Annotated in this window: 15 protein-coding genes and 1 pseudogene; 4 read left to right on the forward strand and 12 right to left on the reverse strand. The window is 53.2% G+C overall.

Annotation, left to right across the window (positions count from 1 at the left end):
* Positions 1-26: 26 nt before the first annotated feature.
* From carB to OGY04_RS17550, 4 genes are all read right to left on the reverse strand, one after another.
* The gene (gene carB / locus OGY04_RS17535; RefSeq protein WP_003829707.1) at positions 27-3251 is read right to left on the reverse strand and encodes a carbamoyl-phosphate synthase large subunit; all 3225 of its coding nucleotides are present in this window, start codon (positions 3249-3251) and stop codon (positions 27-29) included.
* 17 nt (positions 3252-3268) lie between these two features.
* Complete coding sequence (gene carA, locus OGY04_RS17540; protein ID WP_003829709.1) at positions 3269-4417, reverse strand: glutamine-hydrolyzing carbamoyl-phosphate synthase small subunit; 1149 nt, start codon at positions 4415-4417, stop codon at positions 3269-3271.
* A 455-nt stretch (positions 4418-4872) separates the two neighbouring features.
* Positions 4873-5694 (reverse strand): 4-hydroxy-tetrahydrodipicolinate reductase, encoded by an 822-nt coding sequence (gene dapB, locus OGY04_RS17545; protein WP_008786159.1) that lies wholly within the window; start codon positions 5692-5694, stop codon positions 4873-4875.
* 268 nt (positions 5695-5962) lie between these two features.
* Positions 5963-6595, reverse strand: coding sequence for an alanyl-tRNA editing protein (locus tag OGY04_RS17550; protein ID WP_103285786.1), 633 nt, complete (start codon positions 6593-6595; stop codon positions 5963-5965).
* 92 nt (positions 6596-6687) lie between these two features.
* Between OGY04_RS17550 and OGY04_RS17555 the strand changes: the two genes are divergently transcribed.
* Positions 6688-7596, forward strand: coding sequence for a LysR family transcriptional regulator (locus OGY04_RS17555; protein ID WP_008786157.1), 909 nt, complete (start codon positions 6688-6690; stop codon positions 7594-7596).
* Here OGY04_RS17555 and rihC read toward each other — a convergent pair whose 3' ends face one another.
* From rihC to OGY04_RS17590, 7 genes and pseudogenes are all read right to left on the reverse strand, one after another.
* Positions 7597-8511 carry a ribonucleoside hydrolase RihC gene (gene rihC, locus OGY04_RS17560; RefSeq protein ID WP_003829716.1) on the reverse strand — a complete coding sequence of 305 codons (915 nt, stop codon included), beginning with the start codon at positions 8509-8511 and terminating at the stop codon, positions 7597-7599.
* Between the two features lie 66 nt (positions 8512-8577).
* Positions 8578-9528: a 4-hydroxy-3-methylbut-2-enyl diphosphate reductase gene (gene ispH / locus OGY04_RS17565; RefSeq protein ID WP_003018925.1), complete on the reverse strand. Its 951-nt coding sequence runs from the start codon at positions 9526-9528 to the stop codon at positions 8578-8580.
* A gap of 1 nt (position 9529) precedes the next feature.
* Positions 9530-9979 carry an FKBP-type peptidyl-prolyl cis-trans isomerase gene (fkpB, locus tag OGY04_RS17570; RefSeq protein ID WP_003018929.1) on the reverse strand — a complete coding sequence of 150 codons (450 nt, stop codon included), beginning with the start codon at positions 9977-9979 and terminating at the stop codon, positions 9530-9532.
* Positions 9980-10096: 117 nt separating this feature from the next.
* The gene (lspA, locus tag OGY04_RS17575; protein WP_003018932.1) at positions 10097-10594 is read right to left on the reverse strand and encodes a signal peptidase II; all 498 of its coding nucleotides are present in this window, start codon (positions 10592-10594) and stop codon (positions 10097-10099) included.
* Entirely contained in the window at positions 10594-13410 is a 2817-nt protein-coding gene (gene ileS, locus OGY04_RS17580; RefSeq protein ID WP_003829724.1) for an isoleucine--tRNA ligase, read from the reverse strand. The genes lspA and ileS overlap by 1 nt, the downstream gene beginning before the upstream one ends.
* 37 nt (positions 13411-13447) lie before the next feature.
* Positions 13448-14386, reverse strand: coding sequence for a bifunctional riboflavin kinase/FAD synthetase (gene ribF / locus OGY04_RS17585; protein ID WP_003829725.1), 939 nt, complete (start codon positions 14384-14386; stop codon positions 13448-13450).
* 7 nt (positions 14387-14393) lie between these two features.
* Positions 14394-14609: pseudogene (locus OGY04_RS17590) on the reverse strand (DUF2575 domain-containing protein).
* Between the two features lie 105 nt (positions 14610-14714).
* Here OGY04_RS17590 and rpsT point away from each other — a divergent pair.
* The 3 genes from rpsT to OGY04_RS17605 all read left to right on the forward strand — a co-directional run bounded on the left by rpsT (position 14715) and on the right by OGY04_RS17605 (position 18890).
* Positions 14715-14978, forward strand: coding sequence for a 30S ribosomal protein S20 (rpsT, locus tag OGY04_RS17595; RefSeq protein WP_003018940.1), 264 nt, complete (start codon positions 14715-14717; stop codon positions 14976-14978).
* 458 nt (positions 14979-15436) lie between these two features.
* Positions 15437-16807, forward strand: coding sequence for an MFS transporter (locus OGY04_RS17600; RefSeq protein ID WP_286585743.1), 1371 nt, complete (start codon positions 15437-15439; stop codon positions 16805-16807).
* A 43-nt stretch (positions 16808-16850) separates the two neighbouring features.
* Entirely contained in the window at positions 16851-18890 is a 2040-nt protein-coding gene (locus OGY04_RS17605; RefSeq protein WP_286585745.1) for a glycoside hydrolase family 31 protein, read from the forward strand.
* 54 nt (positions 18891-18944) lie between these two features.
* Here OGY04_RS17605 and nhaR read toward each other — a convergent pair whose 3' ends face one another.
* Entirely contained in the window at positions 18945-19838 is an 894-nt protein-coding gene (gene nhaR / locus OGY04_RS17610) for a transcriptional activator NhaR (RefSeq protein ID WP_032942332.1), read from the reverse strand.
* Between the last annotated feature and the right edge of the window lie 37 nt (positions 19839-19875).

The following is a 19875-nucleotide window of genomic DNA, read 5'->3' on the forward strand; positions in this document are numbered from 1 at the left end:
GCAATATTCATCGGACCTTTTGTTTATTACTTTTTGATCTGCGCGTGCATTTCCTGCACCGAGGTTACCTTCTCGGTGGCATCGGCATTCAACGCCATCGCTGTGGCGAAACCGCCGTTCAGCGTAGTGTCATAATGCACTTTGTACTGCAGCGCGCTGCGGCGAATAAGCTTGGAGTCTTCAATCGCCTGACGACCTTCGGTGGTGTTGATGATATAGGTGTACTCGCCATTCTTGATACGGTCCTGAATGTGCGGACGACCTTCATGCACCTTGTTCACCAGACGTGGATTGATACCCGCTTCACCCAGCACAATCGCGGTCCCGTGCGTCGCATCCAGCTCGAAGCCAAACTTCAGCAGTTTCGCTGCCAGGTCAACCACGCGCTCTTTATCGCCTTCGCGAACGGAGAGCAGTGCACGACCCTGTTTTTTCATGGTGGAGCTACTGCCCAGCTGTGCCTTGGCGAACGCTTCCGCGAAGGTACGGCCCACGCCCATCACTTCCCCGGTAGAGCGCATTTCTGGCCCTAACAGCGGGTCAACGCCCGGGAACTTGTTGAACGGCAGCACCACTTCTTTTACCGAGTAGTACGGCGGGATAACTTCTTTGGTTACGCCCTGCTGTGCCAGCGTTTTCCCGGCCATCACGCGCGCCGCGACTTTCGCCAGCGGTACACCAGTTGCCTTGGAGACGAACGGAACGGTACGTGCCGCACGCGGGTTCACTTCAATCAGGTAAACTTCGTTATTCTTCACTGCAAACTGGACGTTCATCAGACCGCGAACCTGCAGTTCAAAGGCCAGTTTCTGCACCTGTTGGCGCATCACATCCTGAATTTCCTGACTCAGGGTGTAAGCAGGCAGAGAACATGCGGAGTCACCGGAGTGCACGCCCGCCTGTTCGATATGCTCCATGATGCCGCCAATCAGCACCATTTCACCGTCGCAGATAGCGTCCACGTCCACTTCAACCGCGTCATCAAGGAAACGGTCCAGCAGTACCGGCGCATCGTTAGAAACGCTGACTGCGGTCTGGAAGTAGCGACGCAGGTCGGCTTCGTCGTAGACGATTTCCATCGCGCGACCACCGAGAACATACGACGGACGCACTACCAGCGGGTAGCCAATCTCTTTCGCCTTCTCAACAGCCTGTTCGATAGCCGTTACGGTAGCATTCGCCGGTTGTTTCAGCTTCAGACGGTCAACCGCCTGCTGGAAACGCTCGCGGTCTTCCGCGCGGTCGATGGCATCCGGGCTGGTACCGATAACCGGTACACCTGCCGCTTCCAGCGCACGCGCCAGCTTCAGCGGGGTCTGTCCACCGTACTGTACGATGACGCCTTTCGGCTTCTCGATACGAACGATTTCCAGTACGTCTTCCAGCGTGACCGGTTCGAAGTACAGGCGGTCAGAGGTGTCGTAATCAGTTGAAACGGTTTCCGGGTTACAGTTGACCATGATGGTCTCGTAACCGTCTTCGCGCAGCGCCAGCGAGGCGTGTACGCAGCAGTAGTCAAATTCAATACCCTGACCGATACGGTTTGGACCACCGCCCAGCACCATGATTTTATCGCGGTCAACGGACGGGTTCGCTTCGCACTCATCTTCATAGGTGGAGTACATGTAAGCGGTGTCGGTGGCAAATTCTGCCGCACAGGTATCCACGCGTTTGTAGACCGGGTGCAGATTGTACTGGTCGCGCAGTTTGCGGATTTCCGCTTCGCGAACGCCGGCCAGTTTCGCCAGACGCGCATCGGCGAAGCCTTTGCGCTTCAGTACGCGCAGGAAGTCAGCGTCGAGGCCGTTGATGCCAAGGTCGGTGACTTTTTCTTCCAGACGTACCAGCTCTTCAATCTGCACCAGGAACCAGCGGTCGATGTTAGTCAGGTTGAACACGCCATCGACGGACAGGCCAGCACGGAAGGCATCGGCGATGTACCAGATACGCTCAGCGCCAGCGTCTTTCAGCTCGCGACGGATTTTAGTCAGTGCTTCCGGGTCGTCCAGGCTTACTTTCGGGTCGAAGCCGGTCGCGCCCACTTCCAGACCGCGCAGCGCTTTCTGCAACGATTCCTGCTGGGTACGACCAATCGCCATCACTTCACCGACAGATTTCATCTGCGTGGTCAGGCGGTCGTTAGCACCAACGAATTTCTCGAAGTTGAAGCGTGGTATTTTCGTCACAACATAGTCGATGGACGGTTCAAACGAAGCCGGAGTACGGCCACCGGTGATGTCGTTCATCAGTTCGTCGAGGGTGTAACCTACGGCCAGCTTGGCGGCAACTTTTGCAATCGGGAAGCCAGTAGCTTTGGACGCCAGCGCCGAGGAGCGGGATACGCGCGGGTTCATCTCGATGACAATCAGGCGACCGTTTTTCGGGTTTACCGCAAACTGGACGTTAGAGCCGCCGGTTTCTACGCCGATTTCACGCAGTACCGCCATCGAGGCGTTACGCATGATTTGATATTCTTTGTCGGTCAGCGTCTGGGCAGGTGCTACGGTGATGGAGTCACCGGTATGGATGCCCATCGCGTCGAAGTTTTCGATGGAGCAGACGATGATGCAGTTGTCGTTTTTATCACGCACCACTTCCATCTCGTACTCTTTCCAGCCAATCAGTGATTCATCAATCAGCAGCTCGTTGGTTGGGGAAAGATCCAGACCGCGTTCGCAGATTTCTTCGAACTCTTCGCGGTTATAGGCGATACCGCCACCGGTGCCGCCCATGGTGAAGCTAGGGCGGATAATGCACGGGAAGCCAACGTCAGCGGCAACCGCCAGCGCTTCTTCCATGGTGTGAGCGATGCCTGAACGTGCGGTGTCGAGACCAATCTTTTTCATCGCGATATCGAAGCGACGACGGTCTTCCGCTTTATCAATGGCATCCGCCGTTGCGCCAATCATAGTCACGCCGAACTCAGCCAGTACGCCCTGGCGTTCCAGTTCCAGCGCACAGTTCAGCGCTGTCTGACCGCCCATGGTTGGCAGCACTGCATCCGGGCGTTCTTTCTCAATAATTTTGCGTACCACTTCCCAGTGAATCGGCTCGATGTAAGTGGCATCGGCCATTTCCGGGTCGGTCATGATGGTTGCCGGGTTGGAGTTCACCAGAATAACGCGGTAACCCTCTTCACGCAGGGCTTTACACGCCTGCGCGCCGGAATAGTCAAACTCACACGCCTGACCGATAACAATCGGACCCGCGCCCAGAATCAGGATACTTTTTATGTCTGTACGTTTTGGCATGGCTCTTTTACTCCTGATTATTTCGCGGACTGACGGTATTGCTCAATTAACTCGATAAAGTGGTCGAACAACGGTGCAGCGTCGTGCGGACCCGGACTCGCTTCAGGGTGCCCCTGGAAGCTAAACGCCGGTTTATCGGTACGATGAATCCCCTGCAAGGTGCCGTCGAACAGTGACTTGTGGGTCACGCGCAGGTTGGCAGGCATGGAGGCTTCATCTACAGCAAAACCGTGGTTCTGTGCGGTGATCATCACGGTATTGTTATCAATATCTTTTACCGGATGGTTACCGCCGTGGTGGCCAAACTTCATCTTAATGGTCTTCGCACCGCTCGCCAGCGCCAGCAGCTGATGGCCGAGGCAGATGCCAAATACCGGAATATCGGTTTCGAGGAATTTCTGAATCGCGGTAATTGCGTAGTCGCACGGTGCCGGGTCGCCAGGGCCGTTGGACAGGAAAATACCGTCCGGATTCATCTTCAGAACGTCTTCTGCTGAGGTTTTCGCCGGTACAACCGTCAGGCGGCAGCCGCGGTCCGCTAACATACGCAGAATGTTACGTTTGGCGCCGAAATCGTAAGCCACAACGTGGAACGGCATTTCATCGGCAGATTTCGCTTCCGGCAGGTCACCGGCTAGCGTCCAGCTCCCCTGCGTCCAACTATAAGGCTCCGCGGTGGTCACTTCTTTCGCCAGATCCATACCGTTCAGGCCTGGGAAAGCTTTTGCTTTTTCCAGTGCCAGCGCCGCATCCGGGTTATCGCCCGCGATGATGCAGCCGTTCTGTGCGCCCTTTTCACGCAGCAAACGCGTCAGCTTACGGGTATCGATATCAGCAATCGCCACAATGTTATGGCGCTTGAGGTAAGAAGAGAGGTCTTCAGTATCGCGGAAGTTGCTGGCAATCAGCGGCAGGTCGCGGATGACCAGGCCTTGCGCATGTACCTGAGAAGATTCTGCATCGGCTTCATTGGTGCCGACATTACCGATATGAGGATAAGTAAGAGTGACGATTTGGCGGGAATAGGAAGGATCAGTGAGGATTTCTTGATAACCGGTCATTGAAGTATTGAAAACGACTTCCCCAACCGCCGAACCTGTTGCCCCTATGGCCCGACCGTGAAACTGGGTTCCGTCTTCCAGAACCAATAGCGCTGACTTAATCAAAACACCCTCCAGAGAATATTCACTCACTTTATTTGCATATTAATTCATTAACACCTCATGAATCAATGCAAATTTGCTTACCTATGGATTTCTGGCAAACGGCGGCATTCTAGAGATAGCTCACACAAAAGTCTACCCAAAAGGGCTTTTTTTATTATTATTTTGCGCCACTGGGATAAAACACACGATTTAACAGGCAAAAAGATCAGCTAACTCAGGGTAGAAAACGCTTGCGGTAGGCAAAGAGTGTAAAAACAGAATGCGGGAGAGAAAAAAGTGGACCACTTGGTCAAAATTTACATTGAGATAACAGAATTACCCAATAAAACATAGACAAATAACCAATTAAAAGAAAAAACACATTCATAAGCCAAAAATAAAAGGGCAATAAAATATTGCCCTATGTAATCAAATAATTATGATTACAATAACCACATCACGAAGGGTAATGAAAGCTATAAACTGCGTAAATCAAGCACATCTTTCATGTCAAAAAGACCATTTGACTTTGATTTCAGCCAAATCGCCGATCGCACTGCGCCATTGGCAAAGGTCATACGGCTGGACGCTTTATGCGTGATCTCTATACGCTCGCCAATATCGGCAAACATCGCGGTATGCTCACCGACGATATCCCCCGCCCGCACCGTGGCAAAACCGATCGTGCCCGGTACGCGCTCGCCGGTGTAACCTTCACGCGAATAGACCGCGCATTCTTTTAAATCTTTATCCAGCGCCCCGGCAATCGCCTCGCCCATCGCCAGCGCAGTGCCTGACGGCGCATCAACTTTATGGCGGTGGTGAGCTTCAATAATCTCAATATCGGTGTAATCACCCATCACTTTCGCCGCCTTCTCCAGCAGCTTAAGCATGACATTGACGCCAACGCTAAAGTTCGCGGCGAAAACAATCGCAATCTCCTGCGCGGCATCACGAATAGCCTGTTTGCCGGCATCGTCAAAGCCGGTGGTGCCAATCACCATCCCTTTACCGTGCTGGCGGCAAAACGCCAGATGCGCCAGCGTGCCTTCCGGGCGGGTAAAATCGATGAAAACATCGAAATCATCTTTCACCGCGTCAAGGCTGCTTTGCACGGTAACGCCCGTTTTTCCGGCCCCCGCTAATTCTCCGGCATCGCTTCCCAGTAAGGACGAGCCTTCGCGCTCTAACGCGGCACCCAATTGAACACCTTCCATCGCCATGGCGGCCTGGATTAACTGCCGTCCCATGCGGCCACCGGCGCCGGCAATGGCGACACGGATTTGTGCTTCATGCATAGCTATTCTCTTTTATAAAAATTGCGTAAACCGTTTTCAGAGTAACCAGCGCGCCCGGAGGCCGCTAGCTGAAAACACCCATAATTAGAATTTAATGATAAACAGAGGGGAATATCAGTAAAAGACATGATTCATCCCGCAGGATGAATCATTGCTGGAGTACAGGAAAGAAGTCAAACTTACTCAGTATGGCGCAAAATGATGGGAAAACGACGGAAATACGAGCAGAAACCAGCCAGTCTGCGTAGATATTTTCGCGAGTGTGGTTTTATGGCACGAGTGTATAGTTGACGATCATTTGCCCTTTTTTCATCTTCACCTGAGTAATCGTCACCGGTCCAATCTCAGAGAGATGGGCAACATGCGTCCCTCCGCAGGGATAAGCGAGGAGATGACCAAATCCAACCTGCCGCAACCCGTCGGTGAACGTCACTTGTCTGGAGAGATTGTCTGCCTGCCAGGCGTTGATTTTCTCCTGCAGCGATAGCGTATCCGGTAACGTACCGTTTTCACCGGCGGCGAAAGTAATGCGCCCCTCATTGGGCCAATGGTGTGCTTTCACCGGGAGCCAGCCGAACGCTGTACCCGCCAGGCCGATAAGATGTCCTGCCGAGTGCAGGCGGGCGTGCAGTTGACGCAGCGCGGCATCCACACGCAGGTTCACGATGCCGGGGAGGAGCGGTTTTGCCAGGATGTGCACCACATCGTCACCGCGCGCGAGGACTGTTTCAACCCGCTCACCATCAATCCAGCCCGCATCCGCAGGCTGCCCGCCTCCCTGCGGGTGAAAAAGGGTTCTATCCAGTACCACCGCGTACCGTCCATCCGGCTCAGCCGAGCAACTCAGTAAGTTAGCCTGGCCTTCAGTGTTATCGCTGGTGTAATAAAGACGTTCAGTCATGATTGCTCTCCTCTTTATGGGAAGAGTATATTCACTTTACTGACGGCGATAATCCTGCGCTGGTTCAATGCATCTTTGCCTGGTACGCACAAATGAACCCTAATCTTCTTCCCGACCTTGCCACCTTTGTGTTGATTATCGACCAGGGGAGCTTCTCCGCCGCCGCCAAAGCCTCGGGTGCTACGCCTTCCGCTATTAGCCGCAGCGCTTCACGCCTCGAGAAGGCGTTGGGCAGTAAGCTGCTGCACCGTACGACGCGCAAGCTGGCGCTCAGCGAAACGGGCAAAATTGTGTATGCACACGCGCAGGAAATGCTGCATGCGGCACAAATGGCCGTCGACTCAGGCAGCAGTCGACAAACCATCGCGCAAGGGCAACTGACCCTCAGCGTGCCGAAAGCGGTGGGGCGATTTGTCATTCATCCACTGATGGCCGAATTCTTTACGCGCTACCCGCAAGTGGACGTCTGCCTTCGGCTGGAAGACCGGTATATGGATTTAATCGACGACGGCGTCGACCTTGCACTGCGCATCAGTCAGTCGCCCTCCCCGGGCCTGTACGGGAAACCGCTGATGCCGGTCAGCCATGTGATATGCGCAACCCCCGAATACTTACGCAAGCACGGTACGCCCGAGCACCCGCAGGCACTGCGAGAGCATAGCTGTATCAGTCTTGGCGAGACACCTGCGGATTCACGCTGGAAGTTTCGACGCGGTGAGCTCATGGAGACCATTCAGACTCATGGCCGCTACGCCGCCAACCACACCGGTGTACGTCTGGACGCGGTAAAAAAGGATCTGGGAATCGGCAGCCTGCCACTGTTCACCGCCAGCGAGGCACTCGCCAATGGCGAGATTGTCCAGGTACTGCCAGAATGGGAATTTATCAGCGACTACAGCGGGGAACTGTGGCTGCTATGGACGCGCAATCAACATATGCCCGCCAGAATGCGGGCGATGATTGATTATCTCAGCGAGAAGGTGCCGTTGCACAACACCTGATTACAGCGCGCGGGCAAATACCTCTGCCACCCACTGCTGGAACCCCTCAACGTTCAGACCCAGCGCAACCTGCGCATTTGCCGGATGCCCCAAGCGTCCTTCAATGTCCACTACCGTCGTACCCGAGGTATATTCGCCCTGGGTTTCAACCGCCACGAAGCACGGCTGCAGGGTAAACAGTTCCGGGCGCACCAGCCAGGCAATAGCGCACAGGTCGTGCATTCGCAGCCCCGTATTCATACTGCCGCTACGGTAATGGCTAAACAGCGCATGCAGCATTTTCCCCGTCTGGTTAAGTTGGGGGAGCGTCGCCAGATAGTCCGGGGCGAGCATGGCCTGATTGGTCACATCCAGCCCACACATCACAATCTCCAGCCCACTCTGGAAGACTTTCGCTGCGGCCTCGGGATCGATAGCAATATTAAACTCGGCGTTGGGTGTGAAGTTCCCGCGCCCGGCAGAGCCGCCCATAATCACCAGACGCTGAATGTTGAATACGCATTCAGGATAATGGGTCAGCAGCAGCGCAATGTTGGTCAGCGGGCCAATCGCCACCAGCGTCACGGGCTGCGGGGCATGCATCAGCGCATCGCGAATCGCCTGGAAGGCGGGTTTTGCCATCGCCTGGCGGTCGTGTTCGACAAATTCATACCCTTCCATACCGGACTCGCCGTGCACGGAAGCGGCATCACGCAGCGGCCGCACCAGCGGCATTGATGCTCCCTGCGCTAGCGGAACATCCGCATTCCAGAAGTGCAGCAGTTGCAACGCATTACGGGTGGTTTTTTCCACCGACACATTGCCTGCTACCGTGGTCATCAGTTGCAGATCCAGCTCAGGGGCAAACAGCGCAGCAGCAATGGCGGCGGCATCATCAATGCCGGGATCGGTATCAAGAATGATCGGTAAGCGCATGGTTTCTCCATAAAAAAATGCCAGACGTTAAGTCTGGCATCTTCTCATAATCGTAACCGGAAAGACTTACTCTACTTCACGAACATCCACACGCAGCTCTTTCGGCACTTCGAAAACGATGTTCTCTTCGCGGCCTTCCAGCGGAATAGCTTCCCCACCGCCAAGCTCCTGCAGGCGAGCAATCACGTTTTGCACCAGGATATCCGGCGCCGAGGCTCCGGCCGTCACGCCTACGCACTTCGCCTCTTTCACCCACGCTTCCTGGATGTCGGTCGCATCGTCAATCAAATACGCCGCTTTCCCCATTCGCTGGGCCAGTTCAGCCAGACGGTTTGAGTTAGAGGAGTTCTTCGAGCCGACCACCAGCACAACATCAGCCTGTTCCGCCAGCGCGCGAACCGCTTCCTGACGGTTGGTGGTGGCATAACAGATATCGTCTTTGCGCGGCCCGACAATTTTCGGGAAGCGTTGACGCAGCGCATCAATAACGTCAGAAGTGTCGTCAACGGAAAGCGTTGTCTGCGTCATGAAGGATAATTTGCCTTCATTTTTCACATTCAGTTTCAGCACATCATCCGGTGATTCAACCAGATACATTCCCCCTTGCGGGTTGCTGTACTGGCCCATTGTGCCTTCGACTTCCGGGTGCCCGGCGTGCCCAATCAGAATGGATTCTTCGCCACGACGACTGGCGCGGGCAACTTCCATATGCACTTTCGTTACCAGCGGGCAGGTCGCATCAAAAACCGTGAGGTCACGGCCTTTGGCTTCGTTACGCACCGCCTGAGATACGCCATGAGCGGAGAAAATCAGGATCGCGCCATCCGGCACTTCGCTGATTTGCTCGATAAAAATAGCGCCGCGCTCGCGCAGGCTATCCACCACATAGCGGTTATGCACCACCTCGTGACGGACATAAATCGGCGCGCCATAAATAGCCAGCGCGTTTTCCACAATGCTGATAGCGCGGTCTACGCCAGCGCAAAAACCGCGCGGGTTGGCCAACAGGATCTGCATTTTACGCCTCCAGTGCCGGTTCGACTTCCAGCACTTCAATATCAAAATGAACGGTATGCCCGGCCAGCGGATGGTTGAAATCAACCGTGATCGAATCACCGTTGATTTCGCGGATCACGCCAGGCATCTCACTGCCGTCCATTGCGGTAAAGAGCATGATAGCGCCAATTTCTGGCTCGCCCGCGTCCATAAACTCCCGACGCGAGAAATACTGAATTAAGTCCGGACTTGACACGCCAAAGGCGGCATCCGGTTCCAGAGCAAAAGTGGTTTTATCACCTTCTTTTAGCCCCAGCAGGTGTTGTTCCAGTCCTTCAGACAGAGAACCGTCGCCCAGGCGAAACAGCGCAGGCTTGCCGTTATTGCGGGTTGACTCTGCGGTTGAGCCATCGTCGAGCTTAAGGGTGAAGTGCACCAGCACCGCACTGTTACTCTGTACTGATTTAGACATGCAGGTTGCTCTTTAAAATTGCTGCCGCCTGTTTGCCCGGTGGCGATACGCTTACCGGGCCAACAAGGATCGCAGTATATTGTAGGCCGGATTAGCATAGCGCCATCCGGCATTTTTTTATGCGGCTTTTTTCTCTTTCGACGGCAGGAAGCCTTCGAGAACAATCAATGCCGCGCCGATACAGATAGCAGTATCGGCCAGATTGAAGGTCGCGAAATGCCAGTCGCCGACGTAAAAGTCAATCATATCAACCACGAATCCGTGCCACAGGCGGTCGAACAAGTTGCCCAGTGCACCGCCAATGATTAACGCATACGCGATGTTGTTCAGCTTCTGGGTCGCCTTCGAGCGATACATCATCACCATCAGGATGACGCAAATACCGATGGCGATGCCGGCAAAGAACCAACGTTGCCAGCCGCCGCTGTCGGCTAAGAAGCTAAACGCCGCACCATAGTTACGCGCGTAGTGCAGATTAAGCGACGGAAACAGCGACACCGTATCCCCCAGAGCAAAGTTCTGGAGGATCAGGTATTTGCTGCCTAAATCGATAATCAGCACGACTACCACCAGCCACAGCCAGCGTAGTCCTGTTGAACAAAGAGGCTTACTCATCAGGCAAACTTACGTTGTTCGCCATCACCGGCGATGTTGCTGACACAGCGTCCGCAGATATCTGCATGTTCCGCCACCTGGCCGACGTCGGTAGTGTAATGCCAGCAGCGCGGGCATTTCTCACCTTCGGCTTTGCTCAGTACGATTTTCAGACCTTTGAGCAGTTCGCTCTGCTGAGCATCAGCAGGAGCAGCCGCATAATCCGCAACCGTCGCACCAGAGGTCAGCAGTACAAAACGCAACTCTTCGCCCAGCGCGGTCAGTTTCGCCGCCAGCTCAGGTTCAGCGTACAGGGTCACTGCAGCCTCCAGAGAACCACCGACTTTCTTATCCGCACGCGCCTGTTCGATGACTTTGTTCACTTCACCACGCACTTTCAGCAGCTCGTCCCAGAAGGCATCGTTCATCGCTTCGGTTTCGCCTAAGCCAAACAGACCTTCGTACCATTCACCGGTAAAGACATACTTCTCACGATCGCCCGGCAGGTAGCCCCAGATTTCATCGGCGGTGAAGGACATGATCGGCGCCATCCAACGAACCAGCGCTTCAGCGATATGGAACAGCGCTGTCTGGCAGCTACGACGCGCCACGCTATCCGCTTTCGCGGTGTACTGACGGTCTTTGATGATGTCGAGGTAGAACGAACCCATTTCGACGGAGCAGAAGCGCATCAGGCGCTGTACCACTTCGTGGAAGTCATAGGCTTCATAGGCTTTCAGGATTTCGTCCTGCGCCGCTTGCGCACAACCTACCGCCCACCTGTCCAGCACCACCATCTCTTCCGGTTTCACCATGTCTTTAACCGGATCGAACCCATTCAGGTTCGCCAGCAGGAAGCGCGCGGTGTTACGGATACGACGATAGCTGTCGGCAGCACGTTTCAGAATTTCGTCAGAAACGGCCATTTCACCGGTATAGTCGGTTGAAGCCACCCACAGACGCAGAATATCCGCGCCCAGTTTGTTCATCACATCCTGCGGAGAAACGGTGTTACCGATAGACTTGGACATCTTACGGCCCTGACCATCAACGGTGAAACCGTGAGTCAGTACCTGGCGATAAGGTGCTTTGCCTTTCATGGCGGTGGAGATCATCAGAGATGACATGAACCAGCCACGGTGCTGGTCAGAGCCTTCCAGATACATATCTGCCGCATGGCCTGCAAACTCAGGACGTACGTCCACGACGGAGGAGTGGGTTGAACCAGAGTCGAACCACACGTCCAGCGTATCCGGGACTTTGACATACTGGTCAGCTTCGTCACCGAGGATATCTTTCGGATCGAGATCCCACCACGCCTGGATGCCGTCAACTTCAACGCGTTTAGCCACTTCTTCCATCAGTTCGATAGCGCGCGGATGCAGCTCTTCGGTGTCTTTGTGAACAAACAGAGACATCGGCACACCCCACGTACGCTGACGGGAGATACACCAGTCAGGACGGTTAGCAACCATCGATTCAATACGCGCCTGGCCCCAGTCCGGGATCCACTGCACGCCTTTGATCTCTTTCAGCGACTGTGCGCGCAGGCCTTTTTGATCCATGCTGACGAACCACTGTGGGGTTGCGCGGAAGATGATCGGTGACTTGTGACGCCAGCAGCATGGGTAGCTGTGCTGCATCTTCTCAACGTGCAGCAGCGCACCTTTTTCGCTCAGCAGCGCAACGATTTTGTCGTTGGCTTTAAAGACGTTCACGCCGTCCAGATCCGGATAGGTACCCGCCAGGTATGCGCCGTCCGGGCCAACCGGGTTAGCGATTTCCAGACCGTATTTCTGGCTGATGACGTAGTCATCCGGACCGTGACCGCCAGCGGTATGAACCGCACCGGTACCCGCATCCAGCGTAACGTGATCGCCAAGGATAGCCGGCACATCAAAGCCCATAAACGGATGGGTAAAGCGCAGCAGTTCCAGCTCAGCGCCTTTAACGGTGCCGAGAATGGTGTATTCAGCCGCGCCAATACGCTGCATAACACTTTCAACCAGATCTTTCGCCAGAATCACAGCCTGGCCGTCAATCTGCACCAGCGCATAGTCAAAATCAGGTGCCAGAGAGATTGCGCGGTTCGCCGGTAACGTCCACGGGGTAGTGGTCCAGATAACCAGAGAGATCGGGCCGTTGACGTCAGAAACGCCAAATTTCGCTTTCACCGCATCCTGATCGGCGGCGTGGAACGCCACGTCGATGGACGGGGAGGTTTTGTCATAATACTCAACTTCCGCTTCCGCCAGCGCGGAACGGCAGTCAACGCACCAGTGCACCGGCTTCGCACCTTTGTGCAGGTGACCGTTACCGATGATTTTACCCAGCGCACGAATGATGTTGGCTTCGGTTTTGAAGTCCATGGTCAGGTACGGATGCGACCAGTCGCCCAGTACGCCAAGACGGATAAAGTCTTTACGCTGACCGTCAACCTGGGTCGCTGCGTATTCGCGGCACTTGGCACGGAACTCAGCGGCGGTAAACTTCTCGCCCGGTTTGCCGTATTCCTGCTCTACTTTCAGCTCGATCGGCAGACCGTGGCAGTCCCAGCCCGGAACGTAAGGCGAGTCATAACCCGTGAGTCCTTTGGACTTCACGATAATGTCTTTCAGAATCTTGTTAACCGAGTGACCAATATGAATGCTGCCATTCGCATAAGGAGGGCCATCATGCAGAATGAAGGTTTTTTTGCCTTTTTTGGCCGCACGAATGATGCCGTACAGGTCATCATCAGTCCAACGCGCCAGCATTCCCGGTTCGCGCTTGGCGAGATCGCCGCGCATCGGGAACCCTGTTTCCGGCAAATTCAGGGTTGATTTATAGTCACTCATCAGATTCTCGGTTCCGTATTTAAAACTCGTATAGGCATTAAGCCGGTTTTGTTAGCCCAAAAAATTCACGGGCAGTCAACTCATCACGCGCAATCTGCGCTTTTAGTTCATCCAGCGAGGCAAATCGCTGTTCGCTGCGTATTTTTTTACGCAGTACTACATCTATATGGCGACCATACAGGTCCATTACAACGTCCAATAGATGCACTTCCAACTGTTGGCGTACGCCTGCTACCGTCGGGCGGGTGCCGATGTTGGCGACGCCGGGCAACGGTTTATCGCCCAGTCCCATCACTTCAACCGCATAAACCCCTTTCACCGGAGAAACCTGGCGACGCAGCGGTAAGTTTGCCGTCGGAAAACCGATGGTGCGCCCTAATTCATCACCGTGAACGACACGTCCTGAGATAGTAAAAGGATGCCCAAGCAGGCTTTCGGCCAGTTGCAGGTTATCTTCTGCCAGCGCCTGACGTACCGCGGTGCTGCTAATGCGCACACCGCCTTCGCAGAAGGTTTGGGTGCTGGTGATATCAAAACCATACTCAGCGCCCGCTTCCTGTAATAACAAGAAATCGCCCGCACGGCTAGCGCCAAAGCGGAAATCATCACCAACGGCAAGAAATTGTACACCAAGGCGCTTAACCAGCAGATCGCTGATGAAGGTCTGCGCCGTTAATGCCGCAAAGCGCCTGTCAAAACGCACGCACAGCACGTAGTCCACGCCGCATTCCGCCAGATAACGCAGTTTTTCGCGCAGGCGAGTGAGGCGCGCAGGTGACTTGTCGGTCGCAAACAGCTCCAGCGGCTGCGGCTCGAAAATCATCACCATCACCGGTAAATTGCGTTTGCGCCCTTCTTCCCGTAAACCCTGCAGCAACGCACGGTGGCCACGGTGCACGCCGTCGAAATTACCAATAGTCAGCACACACCCATGCGGGGCCTGACTGAGATTATGTATGCCTCGTATCAGCTTCATGTCTGGCTCAAAACAGTGAAAATCGTGAAAGTATACCCTGTACCGCGGTCAACGTTAACCGGCGATTGTTTCTACGAAACAGAAAGAGGATTGTTTTCATTGTTATGAAACAAATTGCAGACCTTCACGGGCACGCCAATGCAATTTTTCTCGTGGAAAAGCTGTATTCACGGCACGCAAGCTGGTAGAATCCTGCGCCATCACTACGCAACGAGTGCTGCAATTTAAACGGCGCTTATTTGCACAAATCCATTGACAAAAGAAGGCTAAAAGGGCATATTCCTCGGCCTTTGAATTGTCCATATAGAACACATTTGGGAGTTGGACCTTGGCTAATATCAAATCAGCTAAGAAGCGCGCCGTTCAGTCTGAAAAGGCCCGCAAGCACAACGCTAGCCGTCGCTCTATGATGCGTACTTTCATCAAGAAAGTATACGCAGCTATCGAAGCTGGCGACAAAGCTACTGCACTGAAAGCATTTAACGAAATGCAACCAATCGTGGACCGTCAGGCTGCTAAAGGTCTGATCCACAAAAACAAAGCTGCACGTCATAAAGCAAACCTGACTGCACAGATCAACAAACTGGCTTAATCGCCTGCTTGTTGTCGCTTTGTGAAAAAACCCGCGCAAGCGGGTTTTTTTATGCCTGCTATCTGACGTTTTTCTCTTTAGCCACTGATGTTGTTCTCGCTCGTTCACACTCTTCCTGACCAGCCTGTTTTTTCAGCTATCCCTTCCTCAGTCGCGTCGCGTAATACGTGAAAGTTATTTTCTTTCACTGTTTTCCTTTTTTTATTTCATTATTAAAAAAACTGTGACCACCTTAGCAAATAGAAACATCGTTCATTCAAAAACGAATAAACGCAATCCTGATGTAAGATTTGATAATTGATTGCTGCGGTAGGGTTAACTACTTTTCATGTACACCTTACTCACTCATTTTAATCTGAGGTTAAATTCAGTAACGACATAAAAATAATATTTAAAACTTGCTTGGAAAGTAGAAGCTGTTTTTCTGGGCGTATCGTTCCAGTATCGGAGTTATTATTATGAGTTCTGTTATTGAGGATACCCAGTCATGCGGGTCAACATCATTATCTTTACTACAGCGTATTAGCTACGGCTCTTTGGATGTGGCGGGTAATCTGCTGTATTGTTTCGGTTCAACTTACATTTTATATTTCTACACAGACGTTGCAGGTATTAGCCTCGCCGTAGCAGGCGTCATCCTGCTGCTGGCACGTATTGTCGATGGCATAGACGCCCCCATATGGGGGATCATCATCGATAAAACACGTTCGCGTTATGGTAAATGCCGCCCCTGGTTTTTATGGTTGCCATTACCTTTTGCCGTATTCAGCGCCCTGTCATTTTGGTCTCCTGATATCAGTATGACCGGAAAAGCTATCTATGCAGCAATATCTTATATGATTGCCAGCGTTCTATTTACCGGACTTAATACACCGCTCAGTGCAATATTACCCCTGATGACCTTATCTCCTAAGGAAAGACTGGTTTTAAATTCCTGGCGAATGACCGGTGGGCAAATTGGGGTTTTATTAATGAATGCGACCGCACTGCCGTTAGTTGCTTTTTTAGGTAACGGAAATGATCATGCGGGTTTTATTTATACGGCGATTATATTTGCCGTAATATCCTGTTCGTTAACGCTTTTCGCCTTTAAAAATATCCGAGAAATGAATACGGATAAAATTCAACAAGAACCTAAATTGCCGATGAAAAAGAGTTTTGCGGCAATGAAAGGCAACTGGCCATGGATCCTGATGGTGCTGGCAAACCTGATCTTCTGGATTGCCCTACAACAACGCTCCACAACGATTGTCTACTATCTTACCTACAACCTCGACCGCAAAGATCTGGTTCCGCTGATTAACAGCCTGGCGACAATTCAGATCCTGTTTATCATCGCTATCCCCTTCTTTAGCAAATACCTGGCTAAAACGTGGATATGGGTAGGCGGTCTGCTGGTCGCCACGCTTGGCGGCATCATGATGTGGCTGGCAGCGGACAACATTCCTTTTCTCATCGCCGCCTGGGTACTCGGCAATATCGGCAGCGGTATCGCCTGCTCAATGCCGTTTGCCATGCTGGGCTTCGCAGTCGACTTCGGCGCATGGAAGACGGGTATTAAGGCTACCGGCATTCTTATCGCCTTCGGCAGCACCTTCTGCATCAAGATGGGTAGTGGCCTCGGTACCGCTTTCGCTGCCTGGATCATGAACAGTTTTGGCTATGTCCCCAACCATGCCCAGAGTGCTGCGGGTCTGGAGGGAATTACCTGGGCCTTTATCTGGGCACCCGCCCTACTCTTCGCGCTCGCAGCGATCCCACTACTTTTCTTTCGTAAATACGAAGCGATGGAAGAGAAGATTCGCCACGATCTGGAAACCATCAACTAAGAACGATCTTTACCTTCACCCTCGAAATATGGGAGGCACCACCATGCCATTTATGCAACATGACCCGCGTCGCCTGGTCTGGCAGCAAAACGATCGCTATTTATGGATTGAACCCTGGGGCGAGAACAGCCTGCGCGTACGCAGTGGCCGTCATCTGCCGGTAATGAGAAATGAAGACTGGGCATTGACTGAGCCAGTCGCAGAAAGCCACTGCCACATTGATTATGAGCACCACCAGGCGACGCTGACCAACGGCAAAATTATCGCTATCGTCAATCAAAAAGGACAAGTTACCTTTTACCGCCATCCACACAAACCTCTGTTGCAGGAGTTCTGGCGCCTGCGGGGCGAAATTGGCGAGGATGAATCTTCTCACGGCCAGTACGTCAGCGCACTCAACCTTGAAGGGCGCGAATTCCGCCCTATTCAGGGTGGAAAATATTCACTTAAAGCCCGCTTCGAAGCCACCGAAGGGGAAAAAATTTATGGTATGGGGCAGTATCAACAGGCTAACCTGGATCTCAAAGGATGCGTTCTTGAGCTGGCGCAACGTAACTCCCAGGCCTCAGTACCGTTTATGCTCTCCAGTCTGGGCTACGGATTTTTATGGAACAACCCGGCAGTCGGGCGCGTAACCTTTGCCCACAACGTTACCGAATGGGAAGCACAGGTCAGCGAACAGCTGGACTACTGGATCACGGCTGGCGATACCCCGGCAGAAATTAGCCGGGCTTATGCGCTGGCTACCGGCACACCGCCGATGATGCCGGACTACGCCATGGGCTTCTGGCAGTGCAAACTCCGCTATCGTACGCAGGCAGAGCTGCTGGAGGTTGCCCGCGAATATAAGCGCCGCAATCTGCCTATCTCGGTGATCGTTATCGACTTCTTTCACTGGCCGAATCAGGGTGACTGGATGTTCGATGCGCGCGACTGGCCCGACCCTGATGCCATGATTGCCGAGCTGAAATCGCTGGGAATTGAGTTGATGGTCTCCGTCTGGCCGACGGTGGATAACCGCACTGAAAGCTATCGGGAGATGCGCGAAAACGGCTGGCTGGTACAGACGGAACGTGGCTTGCCGATCAATATGGATTTCCTCGGCAACACCACTTTCTTTGATGCTACCCATCCGGGTGCGCGGGACTACGTCTGGGGCAAAGCCAAACGCAACTATTATGATAAGGGCGTGAAGCTATTCTGGTTAGACGAAGCCGAACCTGAGTTCAGCGTTTATGACTATGACAACTATCGCTACCATGCCGGGCCGGTACTGGAAGTGGGCAATATCTACCCGCGAATGTACGCCAAAACCTTTTTTGATGGTATGAAAGCCGATGGTGAAGACAAGGTTATCAACCTGCTACGCTGCGCCTGGGCCGGCAGTCAAAAGTACGGCGCACTGGTCTGGTCAGGTGATATTCACTCCTCGTTTAGATCGCTACGCAACCAGTTTGCCGCCGGACTCAATATGGGAATCGCGGGGATACCGTGGTGGACGACGGATATCGGTGGTTTTCATGGCGGTAATATTCACGACCCACATTTCCATGAACTGCTGATCCGCTGGTTCCAGTGGGGCGTATTTAGCCCGGTGATGCGTCTGCACGGCAACCGCGATCCGCAGATTTTACCGGAACAACCGTACCGGGATGGTATCGCCCAGTGTCCTACCGGTGCACCGAACGAAGTCTGGAGCTACGGTGAGGACGTGTGCGACGTACTGACGGGTTGCCTGGCGTTGCGAGAGAAACTGAAGCCCTATATCAAAGCGCTGATGGAGGAAACCCATAAGCACAATACGCCAGTGATGCGCCCCCTGTTTTTTGATTTCCCCGAACAGGAAACAAGTTGGGCAATCACCGACCAGTACTGTTTTGGTCCTGACCTGCTGATTGCCCCCGTAATGCATGAAGGTATGCGCGAACGTGATATCTGGCTACCGGAAGGGGAAACATGGACGGATCTTACGACCGGCGAGAGTTATTCGGGAGGGCAAACGTTGCACTATGCCGCGCCATTGAACAAAATTCCGGTATTTATCCGCGAAGGTGGGCAGTATCGTAGCTTATTGAGGCTATAGCATGAAACCGGCTGCGGGTGAGTACCGCAGCCGGAAGTATTACGGTAAGTATGTCTACTGTGGCTTGAACAATGCCGAGTAGTCCGCATTGCAAATACGCTGCACCGCCGGATGCTGGATCATTCTTTCCGCAAATATGGCGTGATACTCTTCCATCACATTTTCTACGCGTCCAATTTCAACAATAGAATCATCGGCATAGAAATTGTGCGAATACAAAGTAGGTGCAACAAAAATAGCATTATGCGTTGCCCCAAACGCTTTCATCAGCGCAGCGTCATCAAACTCACCGAGGATTTCGACATTCAATCCTTGTGAGTTGATCCAGTTCAGCAGCTTACGTCCGAGCATCGAACGACGTCCTGGGATCAGCAACCGACGCTCCTCAAGGCAGGCCGGGAATGGTTTTTCAGGCAGCGGTTTGGTGCACCAAAAACTCACGCTGCACTCGCCTATCCGCACTGAGAACAACCCTTCCTGCTGCGTAGAATCAATCGGACAGTCGGAGATAATCATATCCAGCTTATGCTGGCTGAGTTGATCCAACAGCATCTCGTGCGTTGACTCAAAACAACGCAGATGGATTTGTTCATCTTCAACCACAGCGGCATCCAGTACGCTGCTGACCAACTGCTTCGATAGCGCATCCGCCACGCCGACATCGAACAGCAAATTAGACTCTTTGCGGTAGTTCACGATATCCAGCATTTCCTGGCTTAAGGTGAACATCTTATCCGCGTAACGAAAAACCAATTCGCCTAACTCACTGGGCTCCAGCCCACGCCCCTTCCGCTTAAACAATTTTCCCTGTAAGCGTTCCTCAAGCGCTTTAATCTGCCCGGTAATGGTCTGCGGTGTCAGATAAAGCGCTTCTGCTGCACCAACCACTGACCCTTCTTTATAGACATGCCAAAAGTAGTACAGATGGTTGTAATTTATATGAGACATACTCTCTCCCTGAAAATTGTCACGAAAGGGTTATCCC

It is taken from the genome of Citrobacter sp. Cpo091 (assembly GCF_030332645.1).
Lineage (GTDB): Bacteria > Pseudomonadota > Gammaproteobacteria > Enterobacterales > Enterobacteriaceae > Citrobacter > Citrobacter portucalensis.